The organism is Synechococcus sp. R8-2 (assembly GCF_047461715.1).
Taxonomy (GTDB): domain Bacteria; phylum Cyanobacteriota; class Cyanobacteriia; order Thermostichales; family Thermostichaceae; genus Thermostichus.
The window spans coordinates 1-930 of sequence record NZ_JANSHQ010000548.1; the positions used below are offsets into that span (position 1 = coordinate 1).

At 59.7% G+C, this 930-nt stretch carries 1 protein-coding gene; it reads right to left on the reverse strand.

The window, feature by feature from the left end; genetic code table 11:
• The coding region (locus NW819_RS12255) for a protein kinase domain-containing protein (RefSeq protein ID WP_414413910.1) at window positions 1-930 on the reverse strand (930 nt) is incomplete at both ends.

Here is a 930-nt window from a genome sequence, read left to right on the forward strand (position 1 = left end):
CTGGAGTCGGGGTGGGTGTCGGCGTTGGAGTGGGAGCAGGTTCGAGTGTAGGTGTTGGGGTTACTTCAGCGGTAGGGATCGGATCCGGTTCTTCCCGGCTATCGCGGATCGTTGGGCGTGGCCACAGCAAAAAGGCGGCCAGCAGAGCCATGACGCCTAGGGATCCCCCGGCCAAAACCCACTTCAGACTGCTGCCGGAAGGTTGCAGAACCGTTTGGGGGGCAGCTTGCCGCAGAGGGCGAGTGCGGGGAGTATCGGTTCGTGCCGGCGTGGCAGGGCGAGCGACGGGGGGATCCTGAACGGTCGGGAGAGCGTTGCTGGCTGGGATCACTGTGGAGGGCGTTTTGGGAGTTTCATCCTCACTTTGGGGAGAGGGATCCGGTGTTTCCGGCGAAGCTTCTGCTGAGGAGGGTTCTCGCTCGGTGATGTAATAGGGGATCCCTGCACCTGGAGGAGGGGGAGAGACCGGCTCATCTTCGATGAGATCCAGATCCTCATCGCGGATATCTTCAAAGGCTCCAGAAGCCGATCCTGTATTGCGGGTGGTTTGGATTGGTGGCTTGGGGTCAGAAGAGGGTGGAGCATCCCGTTGAGCCTTAGCGCTGCCGGTGGGCAGGATCACAGTGCTGGCTTGGCCACTAGAGAGTTGGGTGGTTGCCGTCAGATCATAGGCTTGCAGCAGTCGTTCCCCCAGCTCCCGCATCGTTTGCGGTCGTTCGTCCGGGTTTTTTTTCAGGCAATCCATCACCACGGCTGCTAAAGGGGGTGGGATCGGCTGGGGGGCTGCCTTCGGGTTGATCTCGATTGGGCTTTCGTAACAATGGGCGTGGATCCAACTGTGCAAAGAGTCAGTTTCCAATTGAAAGGGCATGGATCCCGTCAGCATCTCGTAGAGCACTACCCCAAAGGAGTAGATATCCGAGCGGGCAT